Origin of the sequence: Streptomyces sp. NPDC006208, assembly GCF_040613775.1 — a bacterium.
Lineage (GTDB): Bacteria > Actinomycetota > Actinomycetes > Streptomycetales > Streptomycetaceae > Streptomyces.
In genome coordinates this window covers 92,059-118,697 of record NZ_JBEXSW010000009.1, presented here as the reverse complement: position 1 = coordinate 118,697, position 26,639 = coordinate 92,059, and the positions used below count along the sequence as shown (strand labels likewise).

The 26,639-nt window shown below is 71.8% G+C and carries 24 protein-coding genes and 1 riboswitch; of the genes, 11 read left to right on the top strand and 13 right to left on the bottom strand.

Annotated features, from left to right (window positions below; genetic code table 11):
- Window position 1: 1 nt before the first annotated feature.
- Both thiS and thiO read right to left on the bottom strand, forming a co-directional pair.
- The gene (gene thiS, locus ABZ208_RS09555) at window positions 2-217 is read right to left on the bottom strand and encodes a sulfur carrier protein ThiS (protein ID WP_356908938.1); all 216 of its coding nucleotides are present in this window, start codon (window positions 215-217) and stop codon (window positions 2-4) included.
- Window positions 214-1,371: a glycine oxidase ThiO gene (gene thiO / locus ABZ208_RS09550; protein ID WP_356908937.1), complete on the bottom strand. Its 1,158-nt coding sequence runs from the start codon at window positions 1,369-1,371 to the stop codon at window positions 214-216. Before thiO ends, thiS begins: the two co-directional genes overlap by 4 nt.
- Window positions 1,369-1,481: riboswitch (TPP riboswitch) on the bottom strand. It overlaps the preceding gene by 3 nt.
- Window positions 1,482-1,793: 312 nt before the next feature.
- Here thiO and ABZ208_RS09545 point away from each other — a divergent pair.
- The 5 genes from ABZ208_RS09545 to ABZ208_RS09525 all read left to right on the top strand — a co-directional run bounded on the left by ABZ208_RS09545 (window position 1,794) and on the right by ABZ208_RS09525 (window position 6,105).
- Window positions 1,794-2,969 carry an FAD-dependent oxidoreductase gene (locus ABZ208_RS09545; RefSeq protein ID WP_356909016.1) on the top strand — a complete coding sequence of 392 codons (1,176 nt, stop codon included), beginning with the start codon at window positions 1,794-1,796 and terminating at the stop codon, window positions 2,967-2,969.
- Window positions 2,970-3,012: 43 nt separating this feature from the next.
- Window positions 3,013-3,378, top strand: a complete 366-nt coding sequence (locus ABZ208_RS09540) for an Rv2175c family DNA-binding protein (RefSeq protein WP_328401630.1) — start codon at window positions 3,013-3,015, stop codon at window positions 3,376-3,378.
- A 74-nt stretch (window positions 3,379-3,452) separates the two neighbouring features.
- A complete protein-coding gene (gene thiE, locus ABZ208_RS09535; protein WP_356908936.1) occupies window positions 3,453-4,103 on the top strand; it encodes a thiamine phosphate synthase in 651 nt (216 codons plus the stop codon).
- A 166-nt stretch (window positions 4,104-4,269) separates the two neighbouring features.
- Window positions 4,270-5,187: a methylenetetrahydrofolate reductase [NAD(P)H] gene (gene metF / locus ABZ208_RS09530; protein ID WP_356908935.1), complete on the top strand. Its 918-nt coding sequence runs from the start codon at window positions 4,270-4,272 to the stop codon at window positions 5,185-5,187.
- 51 nt (window positions 5,188-5,238) lie between these two features.
- A complete protein-coding gene (locus ABZ208_RS09525; protein ID WP_356908934.1) occupies window positions 5,239-6,105 on the top strand; it encodes a hypothetical protein in 867 nt (288 codons plus the stop codon).
- Between the two features lie 66 nt (window positions 6,106-6,171).
- Here the strand turns inward: ABZ208_RS09525 and ABZ208_RS09520 are convergent, their stop codons facing one another.
- The 7 genes from ABZ208_RS09520 to ABZ208_RS09490 form a co-directional block, all read right to left on the bottom strand.
- A complete protein-coding gene (locus tag ABZ208_RS09520; protein WP_356908933.1) occupies window positions 6,172-7,668 on the bottom strand; it encodes an NAD(P)/FAD-dependent oxidoreductase in 1,497 nt (498 codons plus the stop codon).
- Between the two features lie 109 nt (window positions 7,669-7,777).
- Window positions 7,778-8,398 carry a DUF4126 domain-containing protein gene (locus ABZ208_RS09515; protein WP_356908932.1) on the bottom strand — a complete coding sequence of 207 codons (621 nt, stop codon included), beginning with the start codon at window positions 8,396-8,398 and terminating at the stop codon, window positions 7,778-7,780.
- A gap of 411 nt (window positions 8,399-8,809) precedes the next feature.
- Window positions 8,810-9,421, bottom strand: a complete 612-nt coding sequence (locus ABZ208_RS09510) for a TetR/AcrR family transcriptional regulator (RefSeq protein ID WP_356908931.1) — start codon at window positions 9,419-9,421, stop codon at window positions 8,810-8,812.
- A gap of 29 nt (window positions 9,422-9,450) precedes the next feature.
- The gene (locus tag ABZ208_RS09505; protein ID WP_356908930.1) at window positions 9,451-11,538 is read right to left on the bottom strand and encodes a YhgE/Pip domain-containing protein; all 2,088 of its coding nucleotides are present in this window, start codon (window positions 11,536-11,538) and stop codon (window positions 9,451-9,453) included.
- Window positions 11,510-12,538 carry an ATP-binding cassette domain-containing protein gene (locus tag ABZ208_RS09500; RefSeq protein ID WP_356908929.1) on the bottom strand — a complete coding sequence of 343 codons (1,029 nt, stop codon included), beginning with the start codon at window positions 12,536-12,538 and terminating at the stop codon, window positions 11,510-11,512. The genes ABZ208_RS09505 and ABZ208_RS09500 overlap by 29 nt, the downstream gene beginning before the upstream one ends.
- Before the next feature lie 83 nt (window positions 12,539-12,621).
- The gene (locus ABZ208_RS09495; protein WP_356908928.1) at window positions 12,622-13,629 is read right to left on the bottom strand and encodes an MASE1 domain-containing protein; all 1,008 of its coding nucleotides are present in this window, start codon (window positions 13,627-13,629) and stop codon (window positions 12,622-12,624) included.
- Between the two features lie 54 nt (window positions 13,630-13,683).
- Window positions 13,684-14,514 (bottom strand): PP2C family protein-serine/threonine phosphatase, encoded by an 831-nt coding sequence (locus tag ABZ208_RS09490; protein ID WP_356908927.1) that lies wholly within the window; start codon window positions 14,512-14,514, stop codon window positions 13,684-13,686.
- Window positions 14,515-14,675: 161 nt separating this feature from the next.
- On the opposite strand from ABZ208_RS09490, the gene ABZ208_RS09485 reads away from it, so the two are divergent.
- The 3 genes from ABZ208_RS09485 to ABZ208_RS09475 all read left to right on the top strand — a co-directional run bounded on the left by ABZ208_RS09485 (window position 14,676) and on the right by ABZ208_RS09475 (window position 16,703).
- On the top strand, window positions 14,676-15,224 hold the full coding sequence (locus tag ABZ208_RS09485) for an SAV_6107 family HEPN domain-containing protein (protein WP_328401651.1): 549 nt from the start codon (window positions 14,676-14,678) through the stop codon (window positions 15,222-15,224).
- Window positions 15,225-15,305: 81 nt separating this feature from the next.
- On the top strand, window positions 15,306-16,064 hold the full coding sequence (locus ABZ208_RS09480; protein ID WP_356908926.1) for a methyltransferase: 759 nt from the start codon (window positions 15,306-15,308) through the stop codon (window positions 16,062-16,064).
- A 246-nt stretch (window positions 16,065-16,310) separates the two neighbouring features.
- Window positions 16,311-16,703, top strand: coding sequence for a DUF3040 domain-containing protein (locus ABZ208_RS09475; protein WP_328401654.1), 393 nt, complete (start codon window positions 16,311-16,313; stop codon window positions 16,701-16,703).
- 303 nt (window positions 16,704-17,006) lie between these two features.
- Here the strand turns inward: ABZ208_RS09475 and ABZ208_RS09470 are convergent, their stop codons facing one another.
- From ABZ208_RS09470 to ABZ208_RS09455, 4 genes are all read right to left on the bottom strand, one after another.
- Window positions 17,007-19,502, bottom strand: a complete 2,496-nt coding sequence (locus ABZ208_RS09470) for a DUF3488 and transglutaminase-like domain-containing protein (protein ID WP_356908925.1) — start codon at window positions 19,500-19,502, stop codon at window positions 17,007-17,009.
- Window positions 19,499-20,866 (bottom strand): DUF58 domain-containing protein, encoded by a 1,368-nt coding sequence (locus tag ABZ208_RS09465; RefSeq protein WP_356908924.1) that lies wholly within the window; start codon window positions 20,864-20,866, stop codon window positions 19,499-19,501. The genes ABZ208_RS09470 and ABZ208_RS09465 overlap by 4 nt, the downstream gene beginning before the upstream one ends.
- The gene (locus tag ABZ208_RS09460; protein WP_356908923.1) at window positions 20,866-21,906 is read right to left on the bottom strand and encodes a MoxR family ATPase; all 1,041 of its coding nucleotides are present in this window, start codon (window positions 21,904-21,906) and stop codon (window positions 20,866-20,868) included. The genes ABZ208_RS09465 and ABZ208_RS09460 overlap by 1 nt, the downstream gene beginning before the upstream one ends.
- A 196-nt stretch (window positions 21,907-22,102) precedes the next feature.
- Complete coding sequence (locus ABZ208_RS09455) at window positions 22,103-22,645, bottom strand: carbonic anhydrase (RefSeq protein WP_356908922.1); 543 nt, start codon at window positions 22,643-22,645, stop codon at window positions 22,103-22,105.
- A gap of 272 nt (window positions 22,646-22,917) precedes the next feature.
- Between ABZ208_RS09455 and rsmH the strand changes: the two genes are divergently transcribed.
- The 3 genes from rsmH to ABZ208_RS09440 all read left to right on the top strand — a co-directional run bounded on the left by rsmH (window position 22,918) and on the right by ABZ208_RS09440 (window position 26,594).
- Complete coding sequence (gene rsmH, locus ABZ208_RS09450) at window positions 22,918-23,874, top strand: 16S rRNA (cytosine(1402)-N(4))-methyltransferase RsmH (protein ID WP_356908921.1); 957 nt, start codon at window positions 22,918-22,920, stop codon at window positions 23,872-23,874.
- Between the two features lie 61 nt (window positions 23,875-23,935).
- Window positions 23,936-24,646 carry a septum formation initiator family protein gene (locus tag ABZ208_RS09445; RefSeq protein ID WP_356908920.1) on the top strand — a complete coding sequence of 237 codons (711 nt, stop codon included), beginning with the start codon at window positions 23,936-23,938 and terminating at the stop codon, window positions 24,644-24,646.
- Between the two features lie 4 nt (window positions 24,647-24,650).
- Window positions 24,651-26,594 (top strand): penicillin-binding protein 2, encoded by a 1,944-nt coding sequence (locus ABZ208_RS09440; protein ID WP_356908919.1) that lies wholly within the window; start codon window positions 24,651-24,653, stop codon window positions 26,592-26,594.
- The last annotated feature ends 45 nt before the right edge of the window (window positions 26,595-26,639 follow it).

Sequence of the window (26,639 nt, the reverse complement as noted above, 5' to 3'; positions counted from 1 at the left end):
GTCAGCCCCCCTGCACGGCGGTGAGGACCTCGACGCGGTCTCCGTCGCCGAGCCGGGTGCCCGCCCACCGGCTGCGCGGCACGACCGTCTCGTTGACGGCGGCGGCGACCCCGGACGGCGCGGCCGTGAGCGCGGCGACGAGCGCGTCCAGAGTGGTGCCCGCGGCGCACTCGCGGGCCTCGCCGTTGACGGACACGTTCAGTACGGAGACGTTCATGCGGGCTGCTCCTGGGGGACGGGGGAGAAGCGGCGGGGCGTGAAGGGGCGGGCCTCGTAAGGCAGTTCGCCGTCCGTCAGCGCGGCGGACAGCGCATCGCCGGTGACCGGCGTGAGCAGCACCCCGTTGCGGTGGTGGCCGGTGGCCAGCAGCAGACCGGGCAGAGCGGTCGGGCCGAGCAGCGGGGCGTTGTCGGGGGACCCCGGCCGCAGCCCGGCGAGCGTCTCGGTGAGCGGCAGCTCGGTGATCCCGGGCACGAGCTCGTGGGCGTCGCGCAGGAGCTCGTACACCCCGCCCGCGGTGACGGTCGTGTCCCAGCCGAGCTCCTCGCTGGTCGCGCCGACGACCAGCTCGCCGTTCTCGCGCGGCACGAGATAGACGTGGCTGCCGCGCACCACCGCCCGCACGGTGCGCGACAGGAACGGCGCGTACGCGCGCGGCACGGTCAGCCGCAGCACCTGGCCCTTCACCGGGCGCACCGGGGGCAGCACATCGTCCGGTACACCCGCCAGCCGGCCGCTCATGCTGCCGCCCGCCAGCACCACCTGGTCCGCGCCGAGCTCCGACCCGTCAGCGAGCATCGCGCCCACCGCCCGGTCGCCGACCACGACGAGGCGCTCGGCCCACGTACGGCGCAGTTCGACGCCGGCCCGCTCACAGGCCTTGAGCAGAGCCGCCGCCAGCCGCCGCGGATCGACCTGGTGGTCGCCGTCCACCCGAAGGCCGCCGCGCACACCGGGTGCGAGCATCGGCTCGAGGCGCCGGCACTCGCGGCCCGTCAGCCACTGCGAATCGAGGCCCGACCGGCGCTGCAGGGCGTGCAGTTCGCGCAGATGCGCGCGGTCGTCGGAGTCGAGGGCGACGGCGAGTGTGCCGCAGGCGCGGTAGCCGACCCGCTCGCCGGCGGCGTCCTCGAGTTCGGCGACGAACGCGGGGTAGCGGCGCGCGGATTCGAGGTTGAGGGCGAGCAGGGTCTGCTCGCCGTAGTGGAGTTCGGTGACGGCGGCGAGCATGCCGGCCGCGACCTGCGCGGCGCCGCGGCCGGGCTGCGGATCGGCGACGGTCACACGCAGTCCGCGCTGCGCCGCCCGCCAGGCCGTGACCAGACCGATGATTCCGCCCCCGATGACAAGGACGTCTGGTGAACGAGACATGGGCGTCCAGCCCCTCCCTTCGCCGGCATGACCCGGATCAGGTTCGTACGGTCGGAGGCCGGCCAGCCTCCCTCTCAGCCCGGTCCGTCCGGGCTCCCGCGAGTGCTTTACGGTGGCCACCATAGCCCCACGCCCCGAAGCGAAGTAAGGGAGCCGAAGGCCCGGCAAGGCCGCTCCGCGGACTCCTGCCGGCACCCGTGGCGGACCGGTCCTCGGGCCGTGCCCCGAACCCGGACCAGGGTCACCTACCACGAGGAAGAGGGCCTGATCCGGGCCGGCCCGGAAGGGCGGCGTGAGGAGCGCCGTCCAGCAGGTCCTGGAGCAAGAACCCTCCTGACGAACCGTCAGGTACGTAAGGTTGTCGGGTGAGCGAGCAGCAGACAGCACAGGGCGTACGGCGAGTGGTGGTCGTCGGCGCGGGCATGGCCGGCGTGCAGACCGCGGTGGCCCTGCGCGAGGCGGGCTTCACCGGCCCCGTCACCCTCATCGGTGCCGAACCCCATCAGCCGTACGACAGGCCCCCGCTCTCCAAGGCGGTCCTGCTCGGCAAGGCCGAGGGCTCGGCCTTCGACGTCGACTTCGAGGCGCTCGAGGTCGAGCTGAGGCTGGGTGTGGAGGTGACCGGCGTGCGCCCCGCGGCACATGAACTGGACACGGCCGCCGGGCCCGTTCCGTACGACGTCCTGGTGCTGGCGACGGGCGCGGAGCCCATCACCCTCCCCGGCACCGAGGGGGTGCCCGGGGTGCATCTGCTGCGCACCCTCGACGACGCGGCGCGGCTGCGCCCGGTCCTGGCGGAGCAGCACCGGATCGTGGTCGTGGGCGCGGGCTGGATCGGTGCCGAGTTCGCGACGGCCGCCCGCGAGGCAGGCTGCGCGGTCACCGTTCTCGAGGCCGCCGACCGGCCGCTGGCCGGTGCGCTTCCCGCGCAGGTGGCCGCCCCGATGGCCGAGTGGTACGCCGATTACGGCGTCGACCTGGTCACCGGCGCTCGCGTGGCCGCGATCGAGGAGGGCAGCGTCGCCCTGGCCGACGGGCGCCGCATCCCGGCCGGTGCGGTCGTCGTCGGCGTCGGCGCCCGGCCCGCCACCGGCATCCTCGCTGGTTCGGGAATCACTCTCGGCGCGGACGGCGCAGTCGAGGCCGACCGGTATCTGCGCACTTCCGTGCCCGACGTGTACGCCGTCGGGGACTGCGCCTCCTTCCCCTCGGGGCGCTACGGCGAACGGCTGCTGGTGCACCACTGGGACAACGCGCTCCAGGGTCCGCGTACCGTCGCCGCCAATGTCATGGCCGACGCCCGCGGCGCGGAGCCGGAGGTCTACGACCCGGTGCCGTACTTCTGGTCCGAGCAGTTCGGGCGCTTCGTGCAGTACGCCGGTCATCACGCCGCGGCCGACGCCTTGCTGTGGCGTGGCGACCGGGCCCAGGACACCTGGTCGGTGCTGTGGCTGCGCGACGGCGCGCTGGTCGCCCTGCTGGCCGTCGGCAGGGCCCGCGACCTGGCGCAGGGCCGCAAGCTCATCCAGTCCGGCGCGCGCCTCGACGCGGGGCGGGCCGCGGACCCGTCCGTCCCTCTGAAGGCGGCTGTCGGATAGCTTCCGGCTACCGACTGTCAGTCCCGGATGGCAGGCTTGTCCTGTGACCGAGATTGACGCAAAGATCGATGCCCTCGTCCCCGCCTGGCTTCACCTGCCGGACATCGCGGAAATGCTCGATGTCGAGGTGACGCGCGTGCGGCAGCTGGTCAAGGAGGGCCAGCTGATCGCCGTGCGCCGCGGTGAGAACCGGACCCTGCAGGTGCCGGCCGCCTTCATCGACGGCACGAAGGTCGTCAAGGGCCTCTCCGGGACCTTGACGCTCCTGCGGGACGACGGCTTCTCCGACGAAGAAATGCTGGAGTGGCTCTTCACTCCGGACCCGACCCTGCCGGGCACCCCCGCGCAGGCGCTCGGCGAGAATCGCGGCACGGAGGTGAAGCGCCGGGCCCAGGCGCTCGCCGTCTGATCCGATCCACCGACCGTGGTGTACGGGCCGGCCGGTCCGGCCCGTACGCCACTCACCCATGGGGGGAACCGCTCATGTCCACCGCACGCGCTCTGCTGTCCGACGCCCGGCTGTATCTGTGCACGGACGCGCGCAAGCGCCAGGGGGATCTGCCCGCGTTCCTGGACGCGGTGCTGGCGGCCGGGGTGGACATCGTGCAGCTGCGCGACAAGGGCATGGAGGCGGGTGAGGAGCTGGAGCACCTCCAGGTCTTCGCCGACGCCTGCCGCCGGCACGGCAAGCTGCTGGCGGTCAACGACCGGGCGGATGTCGCGCATGCCATCGGGTCGGACGTGCTGCACCTCGGGCAGGGCGATCTTCCCGTCCCGGCCGCACGGGCCGTCCTCGGCGACGAGGTGCTCATCGGCCGCTCCACCCACGCCGAGTCCGAGGTGGCCGCCGCCGCGGCCGAGCCCGGCGTGGACTACTTCTGCACCGGTCCGTGCTGGCCCACCCCCACCAAGCCCGGCCGGCACGCCCCCGGTCTCGACCTGGTGCGCTACGCGGCCGGGATCGGGAGCGACCGCCCCTGGTTCGCCATCGGCGGGATCGACGCCGGCAACCTCGACCAGGTGCTGGACGCCGGTGCACGCAGGATCGTCGTCGTACGGGCGATCACCGAGGCCGATGATCCGGGCTGCACGACGGCGGACCTCGCCAAGCGGATCAGGGAGCGGAGTGCGTGAAGGGACGCGTAACGCAGGACGCGTGACGCATAGGGACACGCAAAGGGAGTCGCCGCACGCCTCCGGGTGTCCGCAAAGTGTCCGATGGGTGGACAGGAGCCCGACAAAAGCGGCATATTTCCCTGATCCTGTTGGGGGACCGGCGGACCGTGGCTAACCTGCCGGTATGGCCCTCGGCACAGCTTCGACCAGGACGGATCACGCACTGACGGTGCGTGAACTGCTCGCGACCGGCAAGACCTCCTACTCGTTCGAATTCTGGGCGCCCAAAACGGAAAAGGGCGAGCGGAACCTGTGGAACGCGCTGCGCAGGGTCGAGGCGGTGGCCCCGAACTTCGTCTCCGTGACCTACGGTGCCGGCGGCTCCACCAGGGCGGGCACGGTCAAGGCGACCGAGCGGATCGCCGCGGACACCACGCTGACCCCGGTCGCCCATCTCACGGCGGTGAACCACTCCATCGCCGAACTGCGGAACATGGTCGGTCAGTATGCGGACGCGGGGATCCGCAACATCCTCGCCGTCCGGGGAGACCCGCCGGGTGATCCGATGGGCGAGTGGGTCAAGCACCCCGACGGTGTCGAGTACGCCGCGGATCTGGTCCGGTTGATCAAGGAGTCCGGGGACTTCTGCGTCGGCGTCGCCGCCTTCCCGGAGATGCATCCGCGCTCCACCGACTGGGAAGAGGACATCCGGCACTTCGTGGACAAGTGCCGCGCCGGTGCCGACTATGCGATCACCCAGATGTTCTTCCAGGCCGAGGACTATCTGAGCCTGCGCGACCGGGTCGCCGCCGCGGGCTGCGAGACCCCGATCATCCCCGAGATCATGCCGCTCACCAGCGTCAGGCAGCTGGAGCGGTTCGCCGAGCTCAGCAATGCCTCTTTCCCGCCCGGACTGAAAGAGAGGATCCTCTCCGTCAAGGACGATCCGGCCGCTGTACGCTCCATTGGCATCGAGTTCGCGACGGAGTTCTGCGCAAGGCTGCTCAGCGAGGGTGTCCCCGGACTGCACTTCATCACCCTCAACAACTCCACGGCGACGCTCGAAATCTACGAGAATCTCGGACTGCACGAGCAGTCGTGACCGGTCGTACCCGCCCCGCACCGGGGCGGCGGCCGCTGGAGAGGGGCGGGCATGGGCTGGACGGTCCTCTATATCGCGTTCGGCATCGTCGCGCTGTGGCTGCTCGGTGAGGTACTGCTGCAGTACAAGGCGAGGCTGCGCTACCGCCTGCTCGCCTTCGCCGGGTTCCTCGGCGTGGTCCTCGGTGTGCTGATGCCGTCGGTGCTGGTGATCGCGCTGGGCGCGATCGCCTTCGCGATAGGCCAGACCTATGTGACGCTCTCCTTCCGCCGCGGCTTCTCGACCGGCTGGGCGCTGGGCGGCGGTCCGGGCGTCAGCAGGCGCCGCAAGATGGCCCCGCCGCGGGACGGAGCGGCCATGCGCGAACCGACGCTGGAGGTGTCCGACCTCACGTACGAGCCGGACGACGAGGCGATGGAGCGGACGGACCCGGGGGAGCAGGGCGAGCCCGAGGTCTATCAGACGCGGCCGATGCCCGAGGACACGGGCGAGTACGGCATCTACACGGCCGATGCGTACACGGCCGAGCGCGAGCGCAGCGAGAGCGAGAACTACGCCCAGTACAGCGAGGGGTACGCGGCGTACGACGCCTACGGGGACTACGGGCAGCAGCAGCCCGCCCCCGCCCCCGAGGGCCAGTACGACTACGGGCAGCAGCAGTACGCCGCGTACGCGGACCCGTACGCGGCCGGAGGCCAGCAGTACAACGCCTACGGAACGTACGACGGTTACGGCGGCCAGCAGCAGTACGCGCAGCCGGCAGACCCGTACGCGCAGCAGCAGTACTACGAGACCCCGCCCGGGGGTGTCTGGGTGCCGCAGCAGCGTGAGGGTGAGCAGTACGTCCCGCCGATGCCGCAGGACCAGCCGTCCCAGTACGACTACGACGCCTACAACGAGCAGCAGTACCGCTTCTGAAGCCGGCCGGCACGCCCGGGCGCGACACGGGCCGGGGCATGAGCCGGACGCCGCCACGCCCCGCTGTCACTGGGAGCCGCGGAACGCCGCTCCCTCCACGATCAGGCCCGCGACCAGAGCGCCCGACATACCCGCGTGCGGCAGACCGCCGCCCGGGTGCGACCAGCCGCCCGCGAAGTACAGGCCGGGCGTCGAGGAACTGTTGGACGCGGGCAGGAGGGCGCCGCGCGCGCCTGCCAGGGCCGGGGCCGGGACCTCACGGACCCCGGTGTCACGGCCGGTGTCGGCCGGAGTGCGCACCTCGCGCCACAGGATCCGGTCGCGCAGGTCCGGCACCGCAGCCCGGGCCGCTTCCACCATCCGGTCCGCGAACGCGTCGGCAGCCGCCGCCCAGGAGTCCTCGCCCTCCAGCTCAGCGGGCACGGTGGCGGTCAGCGTGACCGTCTCGTGGGCGTCGTCGGGGCGCAGCAGCGGATCGTCGGGGCGCAGCACGGTCACCGTGGGCCGTCGGGCCGGCCTGCCGGCGGCGATCGCGTCCCACTCGGCCGCCGAGTCCGCTGCATGCACCACCGTGCGGTGCACCGACTCTGCCGGTCGGGCGCCTCGCAGGGCCAGCAGTACGGTGACCCGGCCCGTCCGCACGGTCGACTGCCACGCGGGCCACTCGTCCTGGCGCACCCACGGCACCACGTGGTCGCGGAAGAGCGCGGGCACCGGCGCTCCGGCGACCACCAGGTCCGCCTCCACCGGGCCGTCGTGCTCCAGCCCCAGGCCGACCGCGCGGCCGTCCTTCTCCAGCACCTCCGTGACGGCGGCACCGAAGACGAACTCCACCTTCCGGGCCACACATCGCTCGTACACCGCGTCCGCGAGCGCCCGGATGCCGCCCTTCACGTACCAGCTGCCGAAGGTCTGCTCCATGTACGGCAGCACGGCGGCGGAGGCGGGTGCCGAGCGCGGATCGAGACCGTACGCGAGGGCATGGCTGTCCAGGAGAGCCGCCAGACGGGGATCGCGCAGCTCCCGGCTGCCGACCTCGCCGAGCGTGCGGGCGGTGCGCCGCATCAGTCCCTGTCGCAGCGCGGGGTAGGGATCCTGGGCGACGCGTGCCCGGTCGGCGGGCAGCGGCTCCTCCAGCAGCGGGCGGCGCGAACGGTCCCAGGCGTCCCGGGCGCGGCCCAGGAACTCGCCCCATCGCTCGCCCGCGCCCGCGCCCAGCGCGGTGTCCAGGGCGGAGACGATCCCGGCCCGCGAGACGTTCGGCAGCGTTGCGTCCGTGCCGTCGGCGAACAGGTGCCGGCTCGCGGGGTCGACCTGGACGAGCTCGACGCACTGCTCGAGCGGCTCCTTTCCGGTCTTGACGAACAAGTCCCGCCATACGGCGGGCAGATGGAGCAGACCCGGCCCGGTGTCGAAGCGGAACCCGTCCCGTTCGAAGCGGCCCACCGCGCCGCCGTGGGTCGCCGACCGCTCGTACACCGTCACCCGGTGGCCTGCCACGGCCAGCCGGGCAGCAGCCGCCATCGCGCCCATCCCGGCGCCGATCACCGCAATCCGTGCCATGTCCGCGACCCTAGTACTCCGTCCGCGGCGCACCGGGCCGGGGGCGTCGGTGATCGCTGTCCGGTGTCGCTGTCCGTGACGGCTGCGGCGAGGCGACCGCCACCGGCGCTCATTCCGGAGGCCGGTGGACAACTCCCGTGCGCACGAGCCGCTTCTCCTCGCGACGTTGGGCCCTGCGCCGCAGAAAGCGCCGGATGCGGCCGGCCAGGAAGACCACTGTCACGATGCCCAGGGCGAGCAGCGTGGCCGCGATGACCGCCGCGGCGACAGGATGGAACATCGCGAAGGTGATGATCCCGGCGACGCCCAGGTCCTCCGCCGTGCTCACGGCGATATTGCTGAACGGCTCGGGCGAGGTGTTGATCGCCATCCGGGTGCCGGCCTTGACGAGATGGCTCATCAGCGCCGTCGAACCGCCGACCGCACCCGCCGCGAGCTCCGGCAGCGACCCGCTCTCGCCCGCCAGCAGCGCGGCCACCACCGCACCGGCCACCGGCCGGATCACCGTGTGGACGGCATCCCATATCGAGTCCACGTACGGGATCTTGTCCGCCACTGCCTCACACAGGAACAGCACACCCGCGGCGACCAGGACATCGGTGCGCTGCAGTGACTCGGGCACCTCGTCGGTCAGCCCGGTCGCGCCGAAGACGCCGAGCAGCAGGACCACGGCGTAGGCGTTGATCCCGCTGGCCCAGCCGCTGGTGAAGACGAGAGGGAGTACGGACACGGACGCGATCGTAACCACCTGCCGTCGGCGGCGGGTGGGCATGAGTACGGACGGCTGAGTATCTGTACCTAGCAGGGGAGATGAGTACCGGGGCGGATGGGTCCGGCCCTGCGCAGACGGAAGAGTGGGGACCACGGAAGGGGCGCGGCGCCGGCACCGACGACACGGGGCGGCGGAACGGCGCGGCTCCCCTGCCGGAACGGGGTGCACGACGAAGAGCCCATGCCGCGGGGGGAACAGCGGGGACCGGGCTCTTCGGACCACGGGGGGACGAGGGGGAACAGGGAGGGAACGGGGACACGGGGGAATGCGCCGGTCCGGCGAGGCTCGGGGGGATCGAGCCGTCACCGGACCGGCGCATTCATGTCTCCGGGCCGCGGGCGCAGCCGCACCGGCGGGTCCGGCTGCGGCTCAGTCCCGGCGGCCGCTCACCCGCCCGTGCAGCAGCAGGGACAGCGCCCCGTGGACATCGTCCAGCGACCGCTCCCGCTGGAACGCCTGCCAGTCCAGCGCCGCCACCAGCACCATCCCGACCAGTGCCGCGGCAGTGAGCGGAATGTCGATCTCCGGGCTCAGCTCGCCGCGCTCGACCCCCTCCCGCAGCACTGTCTCGACGACGGCCACCGCCTCCTGCCGCACGACCAGCAGCGTCGACTGCCAGGCGCGGTTCGTCCGCCACAGCTCGGCGACATACAGCTGCGTGAAGGCGGGATAGCGGTCGATGAAGACCAGACCGGCCCTGATCATCGCGTCCAGCGCCTCGACCTTGGAGCCGCCGCGCTCCTGTGTCTCGTCGGCGGCCCGCTGCAGCGAGGCGGTCAGCAGGCCGACGCCGTAGCGCAGCAGCTCCTCGAAGAGCTCGGTCTTGCTCTTGAAGTTGTAGTAGACCGTGCCCTTGGCCACCCCGGCGCGCTCGGCGATCTCGTCCACCGTCGTGGCGGAGAAGCCCTGTTCGGCGATGAGTGTGACCGCTGCCTCATAGAGCTTGGCGCGGGTGGCCCGGCGTCTGGTGCTGGTGTCCATGAGATCGATTCTCACAGGTTTCAGCGCGGTCACAGGCTCAGCTCCGGATGCAGCCGGTCCAGCGTCCACACCTGCTTGCGCCGGGCGGAGACGGCGGTCAGCGCGAGCGCTCCCGCGGTGAAGGCGGCCAGTACGGCGCACGCCTGCCACACCGGTCCGAGCCCGCCGCCCGTGATCAGCCTGCGCAGCGCCTCCACGACGTACGTCATCGGCAGGAAGGGATGGATCCAGTTGAAGAACGCCGGGCTGGTCTGCACCGGATACGTGCCGCCTGCCGAGGTCAGCTGGAGCATCAGCGCCGCGAGGACCAGGATCCGGCCCGCGGCCCCGAAACGGGCGTTCAGCCACTGGATGATCGCCGCGAAGCAGCAGGCGACCAGGCCCAGGAACGCGACGGCCCCGGCGGCGTACGCGAGCTTCAGACCCATGCCCCAGTGCAGCACCGACATCAGGGCGGCGACCTGGAGCAGACCGATCACGGCCACCGGCAGCAGCCCGGCCAGGGCGATCCGCCAGGCGGACGCACCGGCGGCGAGTGCGCGGCGGTTGAGCGGCTGGATGATCATGTACGCGACCATCGAGCCGACCCAGAGCGAGAGCGGGATGAAGTACGGAGCGAAACCGGTGCCGTAGTTGGGGGCCTTGTGCAGGGACTGGGCGGCCAGCTGGACCGGATCGGCCATCACCTCGGTGCGGCGGTCGCGTTCCTGCTTGTCGTAGTCGGGGATCTTGTCCACGCCGTCGTTCAGCCCGCCGGCCAGCTCGGTGGAGCCGTCCTTGAGCCGGAACAGCCCGCCGTCGAGGTCGCCCGCGCCCTTCTTGAGCCTGCCGACACCCGAGTCGAGGTCGGTGGACCCCGTCCTGGCACTGGTCAGTCCGGTGTGCAGATCGCCGGCGCCCTTGGCGACCTTGTGTGCGCCCGCGTTGAGCTTGTTGATGTCGCGGACGGTCGACTCCAGATCCTCGTTGAGGCGGGGAGCCCGTTCGGCGAGATCCCGCGCCTGCTTCTCCAGCTTCTGGAGATGCCCGTCCAGCTTCTTGAGGTCGCCGCTGTTGTCCTTCACCAGCGCGTTGACGTCGTCCGCGATCCCGGCGACATCAGAGGCCGTGTCCCTCGCCCGCTTGAGCGCGGGGCAGAACGCCGGATCGGGGAGCAACTCCTGCTCGCAGCGCGTCCCGTAGAGCTCGCCGAGCTCGTCGGCCGACGCATGGGCGGCAGCCGCCGTGCCCGGTGCCGCCTTGACCAGTTCGTCGAGGTTGCGGCGGACCGCCTGGGAGGTGTCGGCGACCAGAAGGGCAGAGTCCCCGATCAGCCTGCCGTTGTCCTTGAGGTACGGGCGGATGCCGTCGGCGTACGTGTTGACCTTGTCGGCGAGTTCCTGGGTGCCGCCGGCGACCTGCCGGGAGCCGGACTCGAGGCCGGCGGCGCCCTTGGTGAGCCGGGTCAGCCCGCCGGCCAGCTTGCCGCTGCCGTCCTTGGCGTCCTTGAGCCCGTCGGCGAGGTCCTTCGAGCCCTGCTTGGCCTTGCCCACACCGTCCTTGAGCTTGTCGGCACCCTTGGCGGCCTTCTCGGTCGCCCCGTGGATGTCGGAGAAGGAGATGAAGATCCGGTCGAGGAACGAGCGGGACGCGTCGGTCGACGCGGCCGTGCGCACCTCGGTGAAGACGGTCCGCGAGATCTGTCCGACGATGTAGTTGTTGGCGTCGTTCGTACGGACCTTCAGCGCTCCGGTCTCCGGCGAGTCGCCGGAACTGGAGGCGATACGGCGGCTGAAGTCCTTCGGCATGGTCAGCGAGAGGTAGTACGTGCCGTTCTCGACGCCCTTGCGGGCCTCTGCGTCACCCACCTCGTGCCACTCGAAGACGCCGCTCTCGCGAAGCCCCTTGGTGATCTCGTCACCGGCGGCGATCTTCTTGCCGTCGGCGGTGGCGCCCTTGTCCTCGTTGACGAGGGCGACAGGGATCTTGTCGAGCCGGCTGTACGGGTCCCAGAAGGAGCACAGGTACAGGGCGCCGTAGAGCAGCGGCAGCAGCAGGACCGCGACGAGCGCGGCACCCGGCAGCTTCCCCCTGCCGAAGCGCCTCAGCTCAAGCGCGGCCAGTTTCGGCGAGCGCATCGGCCGCCCCCTCCTCGTTCGTGTCGTTCGTACGGATGCCGGCGCCGGACCTGCCTGTGCCCTTGCTGCCGCTGTCCGGGCCGCTGCCGGACTCCGGCAGGGATGCGGTCTCGGACCCTGTCCCGATGCCGGTCTCGGCCTCGATGTCGGCCTCGGGCCTGGTGTCGGGCCTGGACCCGACGGCGGCCTCGGTGCCGGACTCGGCCTCGGTGTCGGCCTCGGGCTGCGCGGGAGGCACCACGGCCTGCGCGTCGGCCTCGGAACCGGCCTCGGCGTCCGCATCGGCGGCGGCAGGGATGTCCTGTCCTGCCGTCGTGCGGACGATCGTCGTGCCCTCCGGGGCCTGGCTGCACACCGCGAGCACGGTCGTGCCGCCCTCGGTGACGCGGCGCAGGAGCGCCCACGCCTCGGCCCGGTCGGCGTCGGACAGCTTGAGATCGGTGTCGTCGACGGCCAGCAGCCGCGGACGGCCGATCAGGGCGAGCGCGACGGACAGCCGCAGCCCCTCGAGCCGCTCCAGATCGCGCACCGAGGTCCGCTCCTGCTTGGGCAGCGTGGCCAGGTCCAGCCCGGCGGCCTCCAGCGCCGCATCGATGCGCCCGCGGGCCTCGGCGGCCCGCTCGGCGCGCGGGCGCAACAGGGCGCGCAGCGAGCCGTCGAACCGCCGCTGCAGCAGGGCGCGTTCGCGCAGGTGCTCGGCCACGGTCAGCGCCGGGTCGAGCTCACTGACCCCGGGTACCGGGCCGAGCGCGCTGATCCGGCGCACCGCGGCCATCTTGCGCGGCAGCGGCAGACCGCCCACCTCGGCCCGGCCCTCGGTCGCGTGCATCCGCCCCGCGAGAGCGAGCAGCAGACAGGTCCTCCCCGAACCCGAGGGCCCCTCGATCGCCACGAGCGCGCCGGGTGCCGCATCGATGCTCACCGAGCGGAACGTCCAACCCCGCGGGCCCTTGAGTCCGAAGCCCTCGGCGGTGACGGCCGCCCCGTGCGGGCTGTCCACGTCCCCCACCCCACTTCCCCCTTTGAACTGACTGGTCAGTTCAAAAACTACCCCCGAACCCGGGTGTGAAGCAAAACCCGGGGTCAGCGCCCGCGTTCGGGCGGACGGGGACGGGTTCCGCCCTCGGCGGGCGGGAAGTCGTTCCACCCCCCGCGGGGCTCGATGCGGGACACGATCTCGGACAGCCGGGCACAGACCCGTTCGATCTCGTCGTGGGTCTCGTTCCGCTCGGTGATGACCGCGGCGAGCAGCAGGGCGGTCAGCGCCGCCGCACCGTTGAAGGCCTGCAGGGTGACCATGTTCGAGAACAGGTCCCCACCCGCGAACGGTCCGGACCCCACCGCCGCCGCGTGGATCGCCAGCGTGGACACCCCCAGCGCGCACGGCGCGGCGCCGGCCAGCTGGAAGCGGAAAGCGGCCCAGATCAGGCAGGGGAAGACCAGGAAGAGCAGGGAGCTGCTGTTCGTACTCGTCGCGAGAACCGTCGCGAAGGCCGTGGTCACCAGCAGCGCCGCCGCCTCGATCCAGCGGGTGGGCCGGGCGGCCAGTGGCCACCGGGCCCGGCGCAGGAGGAGCAGGAACGGGGTGACCACGAGGACCCCCATGGCGTCGCCGGTCCACCACACCGACCAGGCCGGCCAGAAGTCGCTCTGCTCCAGCGCCCCGGAGTACACGAGCACCGAAGTGCCCACCGTCGAGCTGACCAGCATCCCGGCCAGCGCGCCGAGGAAAATCAGCGCCAGTCCGTCCCGCAGCCGGTCCAGTTCGTCGCGGAACCCGGCCCGGCCCAGCATCAGGTACGCGCAGACGGGCGCCAGGGTGTTGCCGGCTGCGATGGTGAGCACGGCGACGGCCGAAGGGCCGATGGACAGATTGACCAGGAACGCCCCGAGCGCGATGCCGGGCCAGACGCGCAGACCGAAGAAGAGCAGGCCGGCGAGTGCGACACCGGTCGGCGGCCACAGCGGCGTGACCTGCCCCCGCACGAGCTGCTGAAGCAGTCCCAGCCGGGCGGACCCGTAGTAGACGGCGGCAACGGCGAGGATGCGCAGGGCAGCAGAACCGTAACGGCCGATCTCCGCAGTGCGCACGTCAGCAGTTTGCGCCCTCGGCGGACCCACGGCGACTCAGGAGGCGCAGAGCGGTCAGGGCGGCTCAGGCGGGCCGTCGTAGCGGACCACGAGCACGGCGGCGTCGTCACGGTGTCCCGTCATGTCGGCCACCTTGACCACCGCGTGGGCCAGCACGTCGGGGGCGGCGTCGAAGCCTGCGCGTACCAGCTGGGCCACCTCGGCCAGGCCCGCGTCCATCGGATAGTCCGGTCCTTCCACGACCCCGTCGGTGACCAGGACCACCACCCCTGCCTCCAGCAGCCGTCGGTGCGTCACCGGGTAGCGCACGCCCGCCACGATGCCCAGAGGCGGACCTCCGCTGTCGAGGGCGACGCCGTAGCCACCGCCGGCGGTGGCCCAGATCATCGGGACATGGCCGGCCCGGGACACCGTCAGATCGCGGGTGGCCGGGTCGAAGCGCATGAAGCAGCAGGTCGCGAAGAGGCCGCAACCCATCGAGATCAGCAGGTCGTTGGCGCCGCTGAGCACTTCTCGAGGATCGCTCGTCGCCTGGGCGAGGGCCCGCATGGTGGTGCGTACCTGCCCCATGAACGCGATGGCCTCCACATCGTGGCCCTGCACATCGCCGATCGCGAGCGCGAGGGACCCGTCCTTCATCACGAAGGCGTCGTACCAGTCGCCGCCCACGTCGAGGCCGTCCCGCGAGGGCGTGTAGCGGGCCGCGATGTGAAGACCGGGCAGCTCCGGCAGGCCGGGCGGGAGCATGTGGCGCTGAAGGGCCATGGCCAGCTCGACGCGCGCCTGCTGGAGCTTGATCCGCTCCAGCGCCTGGTCGACGAGTTGCCCAAGGGTGACCAGGAGTTGCTGCGCACTGTCGGGCGGGTCGCTGCGATGTCCGCGCATGCCGGCTCCCGAGTCCCGCCTGCTCCTGCAACTCACCATAGCTGGTGCCGCCGCCCGCCACCTCACCAGGAAAGTGGCAGGTCAGAGCCGATTGTCAGTGGTGGCCTTCACGATGGACACATACGGCCACAGTGCCGTCACACGACGACAGGAGGTTCGTCATGGCCAGCTACTCCGCAGCAGCCGCAGCCCGGCGCCGCGCCACCGGCCCTGCCCCCTCACTGACCGGACCGGCGCACGACATGCACCCCGTCCTGCGGCGGGCCTCGGCGCCGCCCGCCGCCCTCGATCTGCTCGCCCAGGCCCGCGCGGGACTGGACGAGGCCGCCACCCTCACCCAGCCGAACGAGCGGTATGCCACGGCACATCTCGCCGCACTGCGCACCGCCGCCGCGGTGCTCGCGGCCCGTGGCCGTCCCGAGACCGGCCCCCGTCGCAGGCAGCGCATAAGGAGCGCCTGGGAAGTGCTTCCCGAGATAGCCCCCGAGCTGGCCGAGTGGAGCCTGCTGTTCGCCTCCGGGGCGACCCGGCGGGCCCGCGCCGAGGCCGGCATCCAGGGCGCCGCCAGCACGCGCGACGCGGACGACCTGCTGCGCGACGCGGCCATGTTCCTGCGCCTGGTCGAGCGGCTGCTGGTGCTTCAGCCCGTGCTGCCCCAGCCCCGGGCCGACCAGCCGGAGCGGCCGGGCACGGAGGGCGCCGTGGGGTGAGACCAAGGCCCAGGCAAGGCCGTCGGAGGCAATAGGGTGGGCTGCGTCTTCACCAGCACACAGCCCGAGGAGTCAACTGCCGTGTCGGACCCGATGCGACCCCGCGCCTCTCTCCGTACCGCCGTGGTCTGGCACATCCTCGAGGAGGCACTCGACCGCCGGGTCAAGGCGACCGGGAAGGACGCCCTGGACGTCCTCGACACCGGCGGCGGCAGCGGCAACTTCGCGGTGCCCGTCGCCCGGCTCGGCCACCGGGTCACGGTCGTCGACCCCAGCCCGAACGCGCTGTTCGCGCTCGAGCGGCGGGCTGCCGAGGCGGGAGTCGCCGAGCGGGTCAACGGCGTCCAGGGCGATATCCACGGCCTGTTCGACGTCGTCGAGCGCGGAGGCTACGACGTCGTGCTGTGCCACGGAGTCCTGGAGTACGCGGACGATCTGGCCGAGGGCGTGCGCAACGCGGTGGACGCGCTGCGCCCCGCCGGAGCGCTCAGCCTGCTCGCGGCCGGAACAGGCGGCGCGGTCCTCGCCCGCGCGCTCGCCGGTCACTTCACCGAGGCCCGGCGGGCGCTCACGGACCCCGACGGCCGCTGGGGCGCCGGTGACCCGGTCCCGCGGCGTTTCACGGCCGAGCAGCTCGGCGAAGCCGTTGTGGCCGCCGGCGCCGAGGTGGGTGCCGTGCACGGTGTCCGGGTCTTCGCCGATCTGGTTCCGGGTGTTCTGGTGGACACCGAGCCGGGAGCTCTGGACGCCCTGCTGAAGCTCGAGGCGGCGGCCGCCGAGCTCCCGGCGTTCCACTCGGTCGCGACCCAGTTGCACGTACTGGGCGAGAAGCGGGGCTGATCAGCGGCGTAGCGGCAGATGGAGTACGCCACAGACCCTCCGTTCGTGGCGTTCGCCCCGTATGATCGGGGGACACCATCCGGCATGGCGGACGGGCTGTTGGGGAATCAACGCCTCAGCATCTGTCCGGCATGGCGGCCCGGACCGGCGAATGGCGAGTGGGTGGGTTTCACGGGGGCGAAACCCTGCCTATCCTGAAAGGGCCGCATACCGGTCGCCCCCGCGACCGACGACTAGGAGGACTCCGTGCCGCTCTCGGAGCACGAGCAGCGAATGCTCGAGCAGATGGAGCGAGCGCTGTACGCCGAAGATCCCAAGTTCGCGACAGCGCTTGAGGGAAGCGGGCTGCGTACGTACACCCGGCGACGGGTCTACCAGGCGGTCGCAGGCTTCCTGGTGGGTATCGCGCTCCTCATGGCCGGAATGGTCGCCCAGCAGATCTGGATCAGCGTGGTGGGTTTCCTCGTCATGCTCGGCTGTGCGGTCCTGGCGGTCACCGGCTGGCGCAAGGCGCCGAAACCGGGCGAGCAGCAGACCCCTGGGGATCCGGCTCCACGCCGGCAGTCCCATCAGCGCAGGTCGATGTTGGACCGGATCGAACAGCGGTGGCAGCGCCGCCGCGACGAACAGGGCCACTGAGCACCGCGGGGACCGAGGCCGCGGACCACATACATACCGCAACGGGTGAGGGGCGACGCTTCCTGCGTCGCCCCTCACCCGTTGCGGTGTCCGGCCTCGAACCCACCCGGACCCGGCTCCGGACGTGCTCCGGGGATCCCGGACCGAGTTCGGTCACGTCGTCCGGCGAATCCCCACGCGACCGGGTTGCGCTCCACGCCGGGGCGTGCGGGCTGCACGCAAGGACGGGGCCGGTTGTACTCCTGTGAGCGCGTACGGGGCGGGCGGGTGCCGGACACCCCGCCCCGCCCCGTACGGCCGCCGTCAGCCTCGCTGGCGGGACGGTAGACGCAGCCTCGCCGTCCAGCGGTCCAGGCCCAGGCGGCGCGGGCTCCAGCGGTCCGTGAGCGTGGCCCAGCGCTCCGAGAGGGCCCACACCACCCGGACCGATGACGGAGGCAGCAGCAGAGCCCGCGTGCGGGTCCTGAAGTCCGCCGCCTCCCGCAGGCCCTCACGGATCCCGCGGGCGTCCTCCGCAAGACCGGTGACGGGGAGGGGGGACGGGGCGTACAGCACCTGTTCCACAGCGCGGGCCATGCGGTGCACCGCTGCCGCGGGCTCGTCCTCCAGCTTGCCCAGCCGGACGATGCGGGCCGCCGCCTTGCGCGGCGTCTGCGATTCGTCGGGCGTGATACCGAAGTCCCAGGCCGTGTCGTTGACCTCCTGCCAGATGGCCAGCGTCCTGCCCGGGTCGTCCACGTCCGTACGACCCGCGGTGGCCGGTGTTGCGAAGCCCTCGGCGGACACCTCGTCGTCGGCCGCCGGCTTCGCAGGTCTGCGCACACTCGCGGACAGCCTGCGGGCGCGTGTCCTGAGCCGCCACAGCAGCGGAAGCAGCAGCACCAGCGCTGCTCCCACCACGCTCAGACCCACGGTCAGTACCGTGCCCAGCATGGAGTCGTCGGCCTTGGGCGGCTCGATGTCACGGGGAGTGGCAGCGCCGCACTCGCCGAGGCGCCGCTCCGGCTCGGGGCAGGCGCCCCGGTCGGTCGGGGCCACCGACGGGGCCGAGGACTCCTGCTCCTCGGGCTGCGCCGGGTCGCTGGGGGAGCCTGAAGGGGCCTGCGGCCGCGCGTAGTCGGGGACGTTGCCACGGCTCGGGGTCGGCTCGAAACGCGTCCAGCCCACGCCCTCGAAGTACAGCTCCGGCCAGGCGTGCGCATCACGCAGACCGACCGAGACCGTGCCGTCCGACTGCGGGGTTCCGGGCACGAATCCCACGGCGACCCGGGCCGGGATGCCCAGGGTCCGGGCCATCGCCGCCATCGAGAACGAGAAGTGGACGCAGAAGCCCTCCTTCTGCTTCAGGAAGCGGCTGATCGCCCTGGCGCCCGTACCCGACTGCACCTTGGTGTCGTAGACGAATCCGCCGTCCTCGGCGAACCAGTCCTGCAGCGCCACGGCCCGTTCCCAGTCGTTCGTCGCGCCCTTGGTGACCTTCTGCGCGGTCTGCCTGACGTCGTCCGGCAGTGCGTCGGGCACCTGCGTGAACTCACGCCGCAGGGCGGCGGATGCGGGCGGGGCGTCGACCAGCTGGTCCTGCGTCGGCCGCACCACCAGACTGTTCGCCGAGTACTGCACGCCCGAGGTGGTCTGCTTCCGGTCACCGACCAGGCCGCGTCCCACGGGCTCGAACCGCCAGTTCCCGTCGATGGCCACCTTGGTCGCCGGATAGGGCAGCGGCAGCCAGCTCTGCCGGTAGGTCTTGGCCGCGGACAGGTTCGTCCTGACCTCGGTGACAGCGACCGCCGGGCTCAGCCCGGGGGGCTCGGGCAGCCGCTCCGGCACGTTCCCCACACTGCGCTGGGAGGAACTCCACGCGGTGCCGTTGAACTTGTCGAGCGCGACGATCCGCAGATACATGTCCTTGAGGGCGGGCGCGTTCGTCCGGTACCGCAGCACCTCACGGTTCTCCGACTGCTTCAGACTGTCGTCGAGCGCGACCAGCGGGTTCACCGCGTCGATCGTGCCGCCACCGCCTGGACCCGAGCCGGGGCCGTTCCCCACGCCGCCGAGCAGCCCGCCGTTCAGGGCGGGCAGCGCCGCCGGGACCGCCAGTGCGACACCGAGCGCCAGCGCGCCGATCCGGCGTCCCGTGCGGACCGGCGCCGTGGCCTGGCCGCTGCCACCGGCGAATCCGCCGGGCGTACGCGCCTGGCCCGGCGGCGCGCCGCCGAAGACGCGCCCCCACTGGGAGAGCCGGTCGCGGCCCTCGGCCAGCAGCAGCACCAGATAGCCGCAGGCCGCGAGGAGGAACCAGATCCAGCTCGCGCCGCCGGAGAGTCCGGCGGCCACCGAGTAGAGCGCGAGCAGCGGCAGACCGGCCGGGGCCGCGCTGCGGTACGTCACCGCGAGCGCGTCCACCGCGAGGCCGATCAGCAGCACACCGCCGATCAGCATCAGCTTGATGCCGTCCGTCGCCGGGGCCGGGCTCGCATAGCGGCCCACGTCGTCCGCGCCCGTCGTCAGCAACCGGGAGAACTGCTCGAACGCTTCCGGGCCCGGCAGCACCCAAAGCAGTGCCTGCTCATGGGCGAACACCACGGTGAGCAGCAGCAGCGCCGCCAGCGCCTGCGCCGCCACCGTCAGAGGCCGGGCCAGCGGCACCCGCAGGGCGAGTGCGCCGACGCCGCACTGGATCGCCAGCAGGAACGCCGCCTGCACCAGCCAGCCCGCCGAATCGACCAGCGGCAGCAGTGACGCCGCCGTCATCAGGGTGGCGGCGAAGGCGCACAGCGCGAGCCTTCCGCGACCGCTCATGACCAACCCCCCGTGAACCCGTTCGTACCGGCGCCGGGCGAGTCGGTGTACTGCCGGCCCGCCTGCTGCCACAGATCGGCCAGCGGCACCCCTGGCGGCACCGCGAGCGCCGTCCAGCCCGCTTCGCGCAGCCGTTGCAGACTTTCGTCGACCGCGCCCGCCACCGCACCGCCGGTCACCCAGGTCCCGCTGTCCAGCACGAAGGCGACCGCCGCACCGCTGCGCCGGCGCATCCTGGCCGCCATCGCGGCCTGTTCGTCGTCAAGGTCGCCGAAGAAGGCCACCAGCAGACCTTCGTTGCCGCCGCGCAGCACGTCGTACGCGCGCGACAGTCCGCCACCGTCGGAGTGGTCCACGACGGCGAGGGTGTCCATCATCGTGCCCGCGGAGGCCGCGGACTCCTGGGTCGAGCCGGCGAAGCCGTCGGAGCCCTCGCCGGGCACGGAGGCGCCCGTGTCCGTGAGCAGCCGGACGGCGAAGCCCCGCTCCAGCAGGTGCATCAGGGCCGATGCCGCGCCGGAGACCGCCCACTCGAAGGCCGAGTCCGGTCCCGAGCCCTGATAGGCCTTGGCCCGGGTGTCGAGCAGCACCGTGCAGCGGGACCGCTGCGGCTGCTCCTCGCGGCGCACCATCAGCTCGCCGTAGCGCGCGGTGGAGCGCCAGTGCACCCGGCGCAGATCGTCTCCGTGGCGGTAGGCGCGGGGGATCACGTCGTCGTCACCGGCCAGGGCGAGCGAGCGCTGGCGCCCGTCGCCGTACCCGGACGCCTCGCCGGACAGGCGCACCGCGGGCAGCGCCTCGGTCCGGGGGATGACGGTGAGGGTGTCGAACGCGCTGAAGGAGCGGGTCAGCTCGCACATCCCGAACGGGTCGCTCAGCCTGAGCTGCAGCGGGCCGAGCGGATAACGCCCGCGCAGGTCGGAACGGACCCGGTAGGACACTTCGCGCCGGCCGCCCGCCTCCACCCGGTCCAGCACGAACCGGGGTCGTGGCCCCAGCACGTACGGCACATGGTCCTGGAGCATCAGCAGCCCGGTGGGCATCCGCGAGACATTGTCCATCCGAAGGTGCACCCGGGCCTCGGAGCCGGAGGGCACCCGGGCCGGCGCGAGCCGCCGGCTGGCCGCGACCCGGTAGCGGGTGCGGTACAGCACCAGCACGGCCAGCAACGGCAGTACGGCGAGCAGCAGGCCGACCCGCAGCAGATCAGCCTGCCCGAGCAGATACGCGCATGCGGCGGCCGCCACCCCGGCGGCGAGGAAGGATCGGCCCCGCGTGGTCAGCCCGCCCAGAGCCGCCTTCACACCGCCCTTGTCCTTGCTGCCTTCGTGGCCGTCGGGGGCGGCGGGACCCTGGGCCGACATCACAGCCGCCGGGCGCCGGGCTGCTGGCCGTAGAGGGGCTGCTGCCCGCCCGCGACGTAGGCGCCGTCCGGGCTGCCGGACGTGGGCACGGGGGTGCGCTGCACGATGTCGAGCACGACCTGCTCGGCGGTGCGGCGGTTCAGCTGCGCCTGTGCGGTGGGCAGCAGGCGGTGCGCCAGCACCTGCACGGCCAGGCCCTGCACGTCGTCCGGCAGGGCGTACTCACGGCCGCTGAGTGCGGCCGACGCCTTCGCGGCGCGCAGCAGATGAAGCGTCGCGCGCGGGGACGCGCCGAGTCTGAGGTCCGGGTGGTTACGGGTGGCAGCCACCAGTTCCACCGCGTACCGCCGCACGGATTCGGCCACGTGGACCTGGCGCACGGCCTCGATGAGCTTCACGATCTCGTGCGCGTGCGCCACCGGCTGCAGGTCGTCCAGCGGGTTGACGCCGCCGTGGACATCGAGCATCTGCAGCTCGGCCGCCGCACTCGGGTAGCCGATGGACACCCGCGCCATGAAACGGTCGCGCTGCGCCTCGGGGAGAGGGTAGGTGCCCTCCATCTCCACCGGGTTCTGCGTCGCCACCACCATGAACGGGTTGGGCAGCTCGTAGCTGTGCCCGTCGATGGTGACCTGGCGCTCCTCCATGGACTCCAGCAGCGCGGACTGCGTCTTGGGCGAAGCGCGGTTGATCTCGTCGCCGATCACGATCTGGGCGAAGATCGCGCCGGGCTTGAACTCGAAGTCGCGCCGCTGCTGGTCGAAGATCGACACACCGGTGATGTCGGACGGCAGCAGATCCGGCGTGAACTGGATACGCCGCACCGAGCAGTCGATGGAGCGTGCAAGTGCCTTGGCCAGCATCGTCTTGCCGACGCCGGGGACATCTTCGATCAGCAGATGTCCCTCAGCCAGCAACACGGTCAGCGAAAGCCGTACGACCTCAGGCTTGCCCTCGATCACACTCTCCACCGACCTGCGGACACGCTCCGCTGTGGTGGTCAGATCTGTGAGGCTCGCTCGATCGTCATAGGTCGTCACCCGGCCCTCCTCGGCCCGTTCTAGGGCCGGTGCTTGACACAGCACGGCCCACCCCGAAACACGGACACCGCCTCCGGAGGGTTCCGGAGGGATGTCTCACCCGCATTCTTGTTGGCGTTACCGCGTTGTGTCACTCGCCTGTGGATAACTGAGAGGGATATGCCGGGTTTGGTGGAATTGTCGAGTGCCCGACCGGTCACTCAGCGGGGTCGATCTCCCGCAGTACACCCTTCGTGACATCGAAGACGAAGCCCCGGACGTCATCCGTGTGCGGCAGGAACGGCGAGGTGCGCACCCGCTGCATCGACTGCCGTACGTCCTGCTCCACGTCGCGGAACGCCTCGACCGCCCACGCCGGACGCTGGCCGACCTCCTCCTCCAGCTCGATCCGGAAGTCCTCGGTGATGTTCTCCAGACCGCAGCCGGTGTGGTGGACCAGTATCACGCTGCGGGTGCCCAGCGCCCGCTGGCTGATGGTCAGTGAACGGATCACGTCATCGGTGACCACGCCGCCGGCGTTGCGGATGGTGTGGCAGTCGCCCAGTTCCAGGCCGAGCGCGGCGTGCAGGTCGAGCCGGGCGTCCATGCAGGCGACGACAGCGACCTGGAGCACGGGCCGCGCGTCCATCCCGGGGTCCTGGAACTCGGCGGCGTAGCGCAGGTTGGCTTCGACGAGACGGTCTGTGACCGTCCCGCCTGTGGGGACCGGTTCGGCGGACTTGTGCGCAGAAGTCGACATGGCAATGAAGGTACTGGGCACAACGCGTCCCGGCCCGTTGTGAGAGCGGACAAAGACCGTCAACGTGCGTGGTTGTGAGGTAACCCACAAGTGTGGAACGGCGGCCCACGCGACGCGCTCGCCGGTTGATTGACCGGCCGGACCAGTGGACTAAAGTGACGCGAGTTCACGGACACCATCGGCACACCTGGTGGTCTCCCGCAAGTTTTCCCGCGTGCGCGGCGTACGCACGGCCCGGCCATGACCCGCCCGCGCCGTACCTGAGAGGGCGCATGAGCCACACCCGACACGTCCCGGTGATGCTCCAGCGGTGCCTGGACCTGTTGGCCCCGGCCCTGCAGCGGCCGGGGGCGGTGGTCGTCGACTGCACCCTCGGACTCGGCGGCCACAGCGAGGCGCTGCTCACGCAGTTTCCCGAGGCACGTCTGATCGCACTCGACCGGGACAGGGAGGCACTGCGCCTGTCGGGTGAGCGGCTCGCCCCCTTCGGCGACCGGGCGACCCTGGTGCACGCCGTCTACGACGAACTTCCCGAGGTCCTCGCCCGGCTCGGCGTCCCGCGCGTCGAGGGTGTGCTCTTCGATCTCGGTGTCTCCTCCATGCAGCTGGACGAGGCCGACCGGGGCTTCGCGTACGCCCAGGACGCCCCGCTCGACATGCGCATGGACCAGACGACGGGCATGAGCGCGGCCGAAGTGCTCAACACCTACCCGGCGGGCGAGCTGGTGCGGATCCTGCGCTCGTACGGGGAGGAGAAGCAGGCCAAGCGGATCGTCTCGGCGATCGTGCGGGAGCGGGACAAGGAGCCCTTCACCAACAGCGCGCGGCTCGTCGAGCTGATCCGGGACGCACTGCCGCAGGCGGCCAAGCGCACCGGCGGCAATCCGGCCAAGCGCACCTTCCAGGCCCTGCGGATCGAGGTGAACGGCGAGCTCAGCGTTCTCGAACGGGCCGTGCCGGCCGCGGTCGGCACGCTCGCCGTCGGCGGCCGGATCGCCGTCCTGTCGTACCACTCGCTGGAGGACCGGCTGGTCAAGCAGGTCTTCGCGGCCGGTGCCGCGAACACGGCGCCGCCCGGACTGCCCGTCGTCCCGGAGCAGTACCAGCCCCGGCTCAAGCTGCTGACACGCGGTGCGGAACTGCCCACCGATGAAGAGGTGGCCGAGAACCGCCGGGCGGCTCCCGCGCGTCTGAGGGGAGCAGAGCGCATCCGGGAGGACGTGTCGTGAGCGGCGCGGGGGTGTACGGGACGGGGTGCACGACGGGCGGCGCGGCGATGCGGAGGACACCTTGAGCACAGCGGCCAAGCAGTTGAAGGGGAGGGCCGCGCAGCTCGCGCGGCTGATGCCGTCCGGGCCGAGTACCGCCGCCCGTACGCCTTTCGTCCTGCTGGTCGTGCTCCTGCTGTCCGGGGGGCTGATCACCCTTCTCCTGCTCAACTCCTCGCTCAACCAGGGATCGTTCAAGCTGAGCGAACTCAAGAAGCGGACCACCGACCTCACCGACCAGGAACAGGCTCTGCAGCGGGACGTGGACAGCCGCTCCGCCCCGGACGCGCTGGAGCGGCGGGCCCGGGAGCTCGGCATGGTGCCCGGCGGCAACCCCGCCTTCCTCGGACCCGACGGCAAGATCCACGGCGTACCCGACGAGGCCACCGCACAGGCGATCCCCGACCCCACGCCCCTGGCCTCCGCGTCGCTCGCGGCCCCTTCCGTGACGGCCTCACCCACACCCACGGCCCCTCCCGCGGCGGCTCCTCCCACGGCGGCGGCCCCTCCCTCGGCGTCGCCCTCCGCGGCCGCCGCCCCCTCGGCGTCGCCCTCCGCGGCCGCCTCCGGCTCCGCCCGGCCCCCGGCGACGCCCCCTGCCGCCACCCGGGCACCCCGTTCAGCAGCCCCGCAGACGCTCGCATCCGCGCCCTCCGCGGCCTCTGCGCCGCCCGTGTCCGCCTCCGCCCCCCGTACGTCCCCGAAGCCGACCCCGACCCTCCCCGGCAGGTGAGACAGTGCCCCGCAAGGAACCTCCGCGCCGCCGGGTGCCGGGCCCCGCCAGGCGGCCCTCGAGGCAGCCGTCCGTGCGCCCGGAGGCGCGCCGCCCGCGCCCGGCCGCCCGCACGCTTCGCCTCGGCAGCCCGCGTCCCCGGCTGCGGCTGGTCAGCCTCGGCCTCACCCTCGTGATGCTGGTGTTCGTGGTGCGGCTGCTCCAGGTGCAGGCCGTCGACGGGAGCGCCTACGCGGCCAAGGCCGAGAAGAACCGCTACCTCAGCCACAAGCTCGCCGCGGAACGCGGCGAGATCACCGATCGGGCCGGCATCGCGCTCGCCATCAGCGTCGACGCTCACGACATCACCGCCGACCCGAAGATGTTCACGCCGAAGGAGAGCAAGGCCGAGGACGCGCCGGAACAGGCGGCCGCACTGCTCGCCCCGATCCTCGGCAAGGACGTCGCCGAGCTGACGAAGAAGCTCAAGGCGCCCAAGTCCCGCTACGCCGTGCTGGCCCGCCGTCAGACCCCCCAGGTCTGGAACCAGATCAAGGACCTCAAGAGCATCTACGCCGAGGAGGCCGCCGCCGACAGGCGGACCGGCGGACCCGGCGCCAATGTGCTGGCCGGCATCTTCCAGGAGCCGAGCAGCAAGCGCGTCTACCCCAACGGTGATCTCGCCGCCGGGATACTCGGCTACGTCAACGCCGAGAACCGCGGCGGCGGCGGTGTCGAGTCCATGCTCGACAAGACGCTCGCCGGCGAGGACGGCCAGATCACATATGCCCAGTCCGGTGGCCGCCGCGTCCCCACCGCCGGCTCCCGCGAGGTGCCCGCCGTCCCCGGCTCCGACGTCGAGCTGACCATCGACCGCGACATCCAGTGGGCCGCCCAGAAGGCCATCTCGGAGCAGGTGAGCAAGTCCAAGGCGGACCGCGGCTATGTGATCGTGCAGAACACCCGCACCGGCGAGGTGCTCGCCATGGCCAACGCCCCCGGCTTCGACCCCAACGACCTCGGCCAGGCCAACTCCGCCGCCATGGGCAACGCCGCGCTCCAGGACGCGTACGAGCCCGGCTCCACCGCCAAGGTGATGTCCATGGCCGCCGTCCTGGAGGAGAAGGCCGCCACCCCCGGCACCCATGTCGTCGTACCCAACCGGCTGCACCGCGGCGACCGGCTGTTCAAGGACGACATCGACCACCCCACCTGGTACCTCACGCTCAACGGCGTACTCGCCAAGTCCAGCAACCTCGGCACGATCCTGGCGACCGGGCAGCTCGGCAGGACACAGACCGAGGCGAACCAGGTTCTCCACTCCTACCTGCGCAAATTCGGCATCGGCCGCCCGACCGGGCTCGAGTACCCCGGCGAGACCCCCGGCATCCTCGCCAAGCCGCAGAAGTGGTCCACTTCGCAGCAGTACACGATCCCGTTCGGTCAGGGACTGTCGCTGAACGCCATGCAGGCCGCCTCCGTGTACTCGACCATCGCCAACGGCGGCGTACGCATCGAGCCCACCCTGATCCGCGGCACCCGGGGCCCCGACGGGCAGTTCGTCGCGGCCCCCGCGCCCGAGAGGAACCGGGTGGTCAGCGAGCAGACCGCGCGGACACTGGCCACGATGCTCGAGTCCGTCGTCGACGACCGGGAAGGCACCGGCACCAAGGCCCGCATCCCCGGCTACCGCGTCGCGGGCAAGACCGGCACGGCCAACCGCGTCGACCCCGAGCTCGGCCGCTACAGGGGCTACACGGCGTCCTTCGCCGGATTCGCGCCCGCGGACAAGCCGGAGATCACGGTCTACTGCGCGATCCAGAACCCCACCAAAGGGAGTTACTTCGGCGGCCAGATCTGCGGTCCGGTCTACCAGAAGGTCATGGAGTTCTCGCTGAAGTCCCTGCAGATCGCACCGACCGGCAAGGCACCGGCCCGGCTCCCCGTCACCTTCGACCCCGGCGAATGACCGGAGGAACCACAGTGAGAGCAATCACTCCCGACGAGGACCGAC